The organism is Curtobacterium sp. B18, from assembly GCF_000333375.1.
GTDB lineage: Bacteria > Actinomycetota > Actinomycetes > Actinomycetales > Microbacteriaceae > Curtobacterium.
Genome location: NZ_BACZ01000243.1, coordinates 1 through 7894, shown reverse-complemented (window position 1 = coordinate 7894; position 7894 = coordinate 1). Strand labels below are relative to the sequence as shown.

Below are 7894 nucleotides of genomic sequence, written 5' to 3'. Positions count from 1 at the left end.
TGAGCCCCTGGACGAAGCCGAGGAAGATCGCCTCGAGGATGTGCACGCACGGGCCTTTCGGGGAAGTCGGTCAGGACACCGCCACGGAGGCGACCACGCACGGTATCAGTACGTGGCGAGGAGGTCTCCGAGGACCCGCCGACCGAACGCGAGCGCGTCGAGCGGCACCCGCTCGTCCACGCCGTGGAACATCGCCGGGAAGTCCACCCCGGCCGGCAGCTGGAGCGGGACGAACCCGTACCCGGCGATGCCGAGCGTCGAGAGCGCCTTGTTGTCCGTGCCGCCCGAGAGCAGGTAGGGCAGCACCGGGGCACCGGGGTCGTGGCGGCCGAGGACGTCGCGCACCGCGTCGACGAGCGGCCCGCCGAAGTCCTGCTCGAGGCCGATGTCGCGGAAGGACATCACCACCTCGACGTCGTCGCCCGCGAGCTCCCGCACCCGCGCCAGCACCGCGTCCTCGTCGCCGGGCAGGCACCGGATGTCGACGAGGGCCTCGGCGCGGTCCGGGATCACGTTGTGCTTGTACCCGGCCGTCAGCACCGTCGGGTTCGTCGTCGTGTGGAGCGCCGCGTGGATGAACCGCGAGGCCGAGCCCGTCGCGAGCGCCACCTCGTCCGGGCCGGTCACGGTGGGGTCCACGCCGAGGAACCGCGCGACCTCGGCCACCATCGCGTCCGTCGTCGCCGACAGCCGGACGGGCCACTCCTCGCTGCCGATCCGGGCGACCGCGGCGGCGAGCTTCGTGACCGCGTTGTCGTGGATGACGTGCGAGCCGTGCGCCGCCGTCCCCGTCGCGACGAGCTTGATCCACATGAGCGCCTTCTCGCCCGTCTGCAGCAGGTAGGCACGACGGTCGCCGAGCGTGATCGAGTAGCCGCCGACCTCGCTGATGGCGGCGCTCGCGCCCCGGAACACCTCGGGGTGGTGCTCGACGACGTGGTGCGAGCCGAGGACGCCCCCGGCCTCCTCGTCGGCGAAGTACGCGATCACGAGGTCCCGCTCGGGTGCGCCCTGCCGCTCGATGACGTCCGACAGCGACGTGAGCATCATCGCGTCCATGTTCTTCATGTCCACGGCGCCGCGACCCCAGAGCATGCCGTCACGGACCTCGCCGCCGAACGGGTCCACCGACCAGTTCGCCGGGTCCGCGGGTACGACGTCGAGGTGGCCGTGCACGACCAGGGCGGGCTTGTCGCGGTCGCGTCCGGGCACCCGGGCCACGACGCTCACCCGGTCGGGCTCGGACTCGAAGAGCTGCGGCTCGAGTCCGAGTGCTCGGAGCTCCGCCTCGACGTAGTGCGCCGCCTCGGTCTCGCCGCGGGACTTCCCCTCGCCCCAGTTCGTCGTGTCGATGCGGATGAGGTCGCGGGCGATCGCCGCGGTGGCCTCGAGGTCGGTCGGCGTGGCCTCCGGGTTCGTCATGGCCCCACGCTACCGGTCTGGTCCGACGTGCCCGGTGCCCGGCGTCACAGCGGGACGCGCCCGGGATGCGTTGCCGTGTTCATCGCGCGTTCAGACCCGTGCTAGTGTCTTCTCTCGGCAGGAACGCCGGGGAAAACCCGGGAAACAGACACCAGACACCCTGTCCGGGTGGCGGAAATGGTAGACGCGCTAGCTTGAGGTGCTAGTGCCCGTATTAGGGCGTGGGGGTTCAAGTCCCCCCTCGGACACACGAAGGAGAAGCCCCCTGGCCACCGGCCAGGGGGCTTCTCCCGTTCCGGTCGCGGCGGCGACACGGACCCGCGGTCAGTGTCGGATCGCCTCCTGCACCCACCGCGCGGCACCCTCCGCATCGACGAAGCGCCCGTCGTCCTGCGCGTCCGCCGCTGCGTCGAGGAGCGCACGGAACCGCGGCCCCGGGACGAGCCCCGCGTCGATGAGGTCGCGGCCCGTCACCAGGCGCGGCCGCGGCCCCGACACCTCGTCGGCCAGCACGACCTCGAACCACGCCCACGCCGGAGACGGCCCCGACGCCGGGCCACGACCCCGCGAGTCCGCCTCGCACACCCGTGCCCAGACCTCCACGGCCGACAGCGGACCGCCGAGTCGGCGCCGGAGTCGTCTCACGGCCGGGACGGACGGCGGCGCGCCCGTCGTCGAGTGCGCCACCATGTGCTCCCGGATCGCGGGGACCACCCGGTCGACGACGGCCCTCGGCGCACCGATGCGGCGGAGCAGTGACCGCGCGGCACGGGCACCGCTGACCTCGTGTCCGAGGCTCCGGATCCGGACGGTGCCGTCCTCGCCCCGCACCCGCTGCGTGCCGTCCCCTGCTTTGCCGAGGTCGTGCAGGAGCGCGGCGAGCACGACGACCGTCCGGTCCTCCCCCGTCACCCCGTCGGCCGTGCAGGATGCCGCCGCGGCGTCCGCTGCGAGCCCCAGGTGCACGTGCACCGGACCCTCCGGGTGCCAGTGCGGGTCCTGCGGCACGTCGCGGACCGCGGCGAGCTCCGGGAAGTGCCGTTCCCACCCCGTGGCGTGGAGGACGTCGAGGGCCCGCGAGGGGTGGTCGCCCCTGGTCACCTTGCGCACCTCCGGCCAGGTGCGTTCCGGTGCCACGGCGGGGAACGCGTCCACCAGTGAGCGGGCGACGGCGACCGTGGCGGGGTGCACGCTGAGGTCGAAGCGCGCGGCGAGCTGGGCGGCCCGCAGCACCCGCAGCGGATCGTCGCCGAACTGCTCCGAGGTGTGCCGGAGGATCCCCCGAGCGGCGTCCTCGATCCCGCCGAACGCGTCGACGTACTCGTTCGTCGCCGGGTCCCAGGCGATCGCGTTCACGGTGAAGTCCCGACGGGCGGCTGCCCGGACGAGGGCCGCGTCGTCGCTGCCGCTCGGGAGCACGGCGACGTCGGCCTGCACGCCGAGGAACACCACCTTGAGCACCTCGAACCGCGTGCCGGCGAGGACGACGACGGCCCCGGCCGCGCGGAGGGCGTCCATCACCGCAGCCGTCTGGGTGCCGTGCACCTCGACGTCGACGTCGTGCTCGGGGTCGGTGCCCGACCGCCCGGTCTCGCGGAACACGGCGTCACGGACCACCCCGCCGACGAGGAGCGCGCGGCCGACGCTGCCGAGGACGGCGAGGAGCGCGGCGACGGCACCGGTCACGCCGAGCGCGTCCTCGGGGTCCGTGGGGCCGGGGCACCGGTGGACGGCCGCGGGCAGGCGAGCGGCACCGCAGCGGGGGCAGGAGATGGTGGTGGTCACGTGCGGCCTCTTCCAGGACCTCCGTGCGGCGGCACCGAGGGAGTCAGTCTGCCGCACCACGCGCGTCGGCGCGACCGGACGACGGACAGGAGGCGCCCTTTTANCCGGCACCNCNCCTCCTGTCCGTCAGGGTCTGGCGTCTACGACTTCGACGCCTCGACGAAGGTGCGGCGCGGGTCGGTCTCCTTGATGAGCGACGTTGCGTCGCGACCCGAGACGGCACCGGTGATCCACCCGATCACGATGCGCACCTTGCGGTTGAGCGTCGGCATCGCGTACACGTGGTAGGCGCGGTGTGCGAGCCAGGCGAGCAAGTTGGTCATCTTGATGCCCTTGATGTTCGCCGCACCCTTCGCGACACCGTACGAGGCGACGGTGCCGATGGACGGGTGGCGGTACTCCTCGAGCGGCTTGCCGGTGATCGTCGCGACCACGTTGTCCGCGGCCACGACGGCCTGGCGGACGGCGTTCTGCGCGTTCGGCGGGTAGTACGCCGGCTGCTTCTCGGCGGTCAGGTCGGGGACCTGCGCGACGTCGCCGAGCCCCCAGACGCCCGGGACGACCTCGTGCGTGTCCTCGCTCTCGACCTGCAGCTTCGCGTTCGCGGCGAGGTGGCCCTTCGGACCGCGCGGCAGGTCGGAGGCGTCGAGGAGCGGGTTCGGCTTCACGCCGGCGGTCCAGACGAGCAGGCCGGCCGCGAACTCGTCGCCGTCGGAGAGCTTGATGACGCCGCCCTCGGCGCTCGGCATGGTGGTCTTCAGACGGACGTCGATGCCACGGGCGCGGAGGGACTCGAGGGTCCACTTCGACAGCTCCGGGCCGACCTCGGGCGCGACGCGGTCGAGCGCGTCGATGAGGACCCAGCGGGGGTGCTCGCCGGCGAGCGACGGGTACGTCTTGATGGCGGCCTGCGAGACGTCGAACAGCTCGCCGATCGCCTCGACGCCGGTGTAGCCACCGCCGACGAAGATGCTCGTGAGCAGGCGGCGGCGCTCGTCCTCGTCACGCGTGGCAGCGGCCTTGGCGATGTTGTCGAGGAGCTTCGCGCGGACGTAGGCAGCCTCTTCCACGCTCTTGAAGCCGACGCCGTACTCCTCGAGCCCGGGGGTCGGGAAGGTGCGGGTGACGGAGCCGAGGGCGACGACGAGCTGGTCGTAGCCGAGCGTGCGGTCGTCGCCGCCCGCCGTGGCGATCGAGACGGTCTTGTCAGCCGACGAGATCCCGGTGACCTTGCCCTGGATGACCCGCGTCTTGCGGAGCGCGCGGCGCAGCTCGAAGGTCACGTCCTTCGGGGCGATGTGGCCACCGGCGACCTCGGGCAGGAACGGCAGGTACGTGTAGTACGTGTTCTGGTCCACCAGCGTGATGCGCATCGGCACGGTCGCGGCGTGCTTCTGGAGCTGCTTGACGGTGGTGTAGCCAGCGGAGCCGCCGCCGAGGACGAGGACGTGAGGGATGGAGTCTGCCATTCCCCCGGTCTACCCGACTTCGGCTTGTGATGTCATGTGCCGCGCGGCCTGTCGCGGAGCCGCCACCAGGCGGTCTCGGCGAGTTCGACGCCGGTGTAGACGCCGTGCGGGGTCCGACGGGACTCGGTGAGCGAGAAGCGGCGGAGCCGGTAGCCGCCGCCGAAGCGGTCGATGATGGCCTCGGGCGAGGACTCGGGGTCGCGCTTGACGTACCAGGTGCGGTCGTCGACGGCCTCGATCACGCGGTGCTCACCGACGCCCGCCGATGCGGGAGCGCAGCACGTCGATGCGCTTCTGGATCTGCTCGATGCTCGCCTGCGCGACCGCCGGACCCCCGCTGATGCGGCGGAGCTCCGCGTGGATCGCGCCGTGCGGCTCGTTCGCGTGCCGCGACCAGATCGAGACGAGCCGGTGCAGTTCGGACCGCTGCTCCTTGATCGTCTGGTACATCGGGCGGTCCTCGGTGGCGGCTGCGGCCTTGGGCATGCCGTCCTTCGGGGTGCGCCCCTTCGCTCGCTTCGCCTGGGTCGCCTGCCGCGCGCGGAGCAGGTCGCGCACCTGGTCGGGCTCGAGCAGCCCCGGGATGCCGATGAAGTCGAGTTCCTCGAGCGATCCGACCTCGCCGCCGGTGCCGAACTCGCCGCCGTCGTAGAGGACCCGGTCGAAGGAGGCCTGCGAGTCGAGCGCCTCGAACGGCTGGACCTCGAGCAGGCTCTCCGACGCGCGGTCCTCCTTGTTGGCCTCGGCGACCATCGCGTCCTCGGGGTTGTACATCCCGTCGTCGGCGTCCTTCGGGCGGTCGAGGGCGTGGTCGCGCTCGAGTTCGAGGGAGGCAGCCAGCGCCATCAGGCCGGGCACGCTCGGCAGGAACACCGACGCCGTCTCGCCGCGCCGTCGGGCTCGGACGAACCGGCCGATCACCTGGGCGAAGAAGAGCGGGGTGCTGGCGCTCGTCGCGTACACGCCGACGCACAGTCGCGGGACGTCCACGCCCTCGGACACCATCCGGACGGCGACCATCCAGCGCGAGGTGTCCTCGGCGAAGGCCTGGATCCGGCTCGACGCCGCGGCTTCGTCCGAGAGGACGACGGTTGGCCGCTCGCCGGTGATCTGCTGCAGGATCCGGGCGTAGGCGCGGGCCGTGGTGGTGTCGGTGGCGATGACGAGCCCGCCGGCGTCCGGCACACCACGGCGGACCTCGGTCAGGCGTTTGTCGGCGGCGGAGAGGACGGCCGGCATCCACTCGCCCTCCGGCGAGAGGGCGGTCCGCCACGCCTGGGCGGTGATGTCCTTCGTGACCTGCTCGCCGAGCGACGCCGACATCTCGTCGCCCATGCGGGTCTTCCAGCGCATCTGCCCGGCGTACGCCATGAAGAGCACCGGACGGACGACGCCGTCCTTGAGGGCACGTCCGTAGCCGTAGTTGTAGTCGGAGATCGAGGTGCGGATGCCCTGCTCGTCGGGGGCGTACTGCACGAACGGGATCGGCGCGGTGTCCGAGCGGAACGGGGTGCCGGAGAGGGACAGGCGACGGGTCGCCTTCGAGAAGGCCTCCCTGATGCCGTCGCCCCATGTGAGGGCGTCGCCGCCGTGGTGGACCTCGTCGAGGATGACGAGCGTCTTGCCGCCGGCGGTGATCTTCTGGTGGACCTCGGGGTTCATGCCGACCTGGGCGTACGTGATCGCCACGCCCTGGTAGTGCCGGCCGAACATGCCGTCGCCGTTCTTGAACATCGGGTCGATCCGGATGCCGACACGGTCCGCCGAGTCCGCCCACTGCCGCTTCAGGTGCTCGGTCGGGGCGACGACGACGATGCGGTCGACGGTGCCGCGGGCGAGGAGCTCGGTGGCGAGCCGGAGCGCGAACGTGGTCTTGCCGGCGCCGGGCGTGGCCGCGGCGAGGAAGTCGCGCGGCTCGGTCTCGAAGTACTTCGTCAGCGCCTCGACCTGCCAGGCGCGGAGCTTCGATGCGGTGCCCCAGGCGGCACGGTCCGGGAAGGCCGGCGACAGGTTCTGCACGGCCGAGTTGCCCGCCGCCTCGGCCGCGGCGACGGCCTCGTCGTGCGCGACGACGGCGTGCTCGGGTGCCGCGGTACCGTCGTCCCACAGGGCCGCGGGCTGGTCCCCCGCCCCTGGCTGATCGGTGTACTCGGCTGCGCTCACTGCACGAGATTCTACCGTCACCCTTCGTCCTGCCGAGCGTGTGGGACGTGCCCCTCGGGCGTGCCGCGCACCAGGGATGCCGGTCGGAGTACGCCCGCGCCGAAGCGTGCGGCGACCGCGTCGATCGTCGTCTCGGTCTCGCGCCACGGCGCGTCGTCGTCCCAGAGCGCGTTGCTCGCCGCCGCCGGCACGAGGTTCTCGCCACGGACCCCGATGAGGCGGATCCGGTTGCCCGGCCGGTGCAGCACGTCGTACAGCTCGACGGCTTCGCGGTGCAGGCGCTTGGCGACATCGGTCGGTTCCGCGAGGGTGCGGGACCGGGTCAGCGTGCTGAAGTCCGTGTAGCGGACCTTGAGCGCCACCGTCCGTGCCTGCACGTCGGCGCGCCGGAGTCGCACGGCCACCTTGTCGGCCAGGCGCAGGAGTTCACGGGCGACGTCGTCGCGCTCGGTGAGGTCGTGGCCGAAGGTGACCTCGTGCCCGATCGACTTCTCACCGACGCCGGCCTCGACCGTCCGCGGGTCGCGGCCCCAGGCGAGGTCGTGCAGCCGCTGGCCACCGGCGGGTCCGAGCGCGGAGACGAGCGAGCCGAGCGGCGTGGTCGCGAGGTCGCCGACCGTCCGGATGCCGCGGCGCTCGAGGGTCTCCTGCGTCTTGCCGCCGACGCCCCACAGCGCGGAGACCGGCTGCGGGTGGAGGAACGCCACGCTGTCGGCCGCCGGCACCACGAGGAGGCCGTCCGGCTTCGACCGGCTCGATGCGAGCTTCGCCACGAACTTCGTCGACGCGGCGCCGACCGAGCAGTGCAGCCCGGTCTCGGCGAACACGGCGGCGCGGATCGCCCGGCCGATCTCCCACGGGGTGCCGTAGAGCCGGATGGCCCCGGCGACGTCGAGGAACGCTTCGTCGATGCCGAGCTTCTCGACGCGCGGTGTGAACCGGTCGAAGACGTGCATCACGGCGTCGGACTTCGCCCGGTACTTCTCGAAGTGCGGCTCGACGATGATCGCGTTCGGGCACCGACGCTTGGCGACGGCCATCGGCATCGCGGAGTT

Annotated in this window: 6 protein-coding genes and 1 tRNA gene; 1 reads left to right on the top strand and 6 read right to left on the bottom strand. The window is 72.3% G+C overall.

Features of this window, described 5'->3' with window-relative positions; all coding sequences use genetic code 11:
- Nucleotides 1-105: 105 nt before the first annotated feature.
- Entirely contained in the window at nucleotides 106-1422 is a 1317-nt protein-coding gene (locus I5E_RS06255) for a M20/M25/M40 family metallo-hydrolase (RefSeq protein WP_022906236.1), read from the bottom strand.
- Nucleotides 1423-1584: 162 nt separating this feature from the next.
- On the opposite strand from I5E_RS06255, the gene I5E_RS06250 reads away from it, so the two are divergent.
- Nucleotides 1585-1670 (top strand) — tRNA-Leu (locus I5E_RS06250).
- A 76-nt stretch (nucleotides 1671-1746) separates the two neighbouring features.
- Here the strand turns inward: I5E_RS06250 and I5E_RS06245 are convergent.
- The 5 genes from I5E_RS06245 to I5E_RS06225 form a co-directional block, all read right to left on the bottom strand.
- Nucleotides 1747-3207, bottom strand: coding sequence for an HD domain-containing protein (locus I5E_RS06245; RefSeq protein ID WP_022906235.1), 1461 nt, complete (start codon nucleotides 3205-3207; stop codon nucleotides 1747-1749).
- A 140-nt stretch (nucleotides 3208-3347) separates the two neighbouring features.
- Nucleotides 3348-4676: an NAD(P)/FAD-dependent oxidoreductase gene (locus tag I5E_RS06240; protein ID WP_022906234.1), complete on the bottom strand. Its 1329-nt coding sequence runs from the start codon at nucleotides 4674-4676 to the stop codon at nucleotides 3348-3350.
- Between the two features lie 32 nt (nucleotides 4677-4708).
- On the bottom strand, nucleotides 4709-4918 hold the full coding sequence (locus tag I5E_RS06235; RefSeq protein ID WP_022906233.1) for a hypothetical protein: 210 nt from the start codon (nucleotides 4916-4918) through the stop codon (nucleotides 4709-4711).
- A gap of 7 nt (nucleotides 4919-4925) precedes the next feature.
- The gene (locus I5E_RS06230; protein WP_022906232.1) at nucleotides 4926-6839 is read right to left on the bottom strand and encodes a DEAD/DEAH box helicase; all 1914 of its coding nucleotides are present in this window, start codon (nucleotides 6837-6839) and stop codon (nucleotides 4926-4928) included.
- A 17-nt stretch (nucleotides 6840-6856) separates the two neighbouring features.
- The coding region (locus I5E_RS06225) for a DNA polymerase Y family protein (protein WP_022906231.1) at nucleotides 6857-7894 on the bottom strand (1038 nt) is incomplete at its 5' end.

What these genes read in the sequence shown, in the direction of transcription:
- I5E_RS06255 (WP_022906236.1), bottom strand. Translation starts at nt 1,422, where the DNA reads ATGACGAACCCGGAGGCCACGCCGACCGACCTCGAGGCCACCGCGGCG.
- I5E_RS06240 (WP_022906234.1), bottom strand. Translation starts at nt 4,676, where the DNA reads ATGGCAGACTCCATCCCTCACGTCCTCGTCCTCGGCGGCGGCTCCGCT.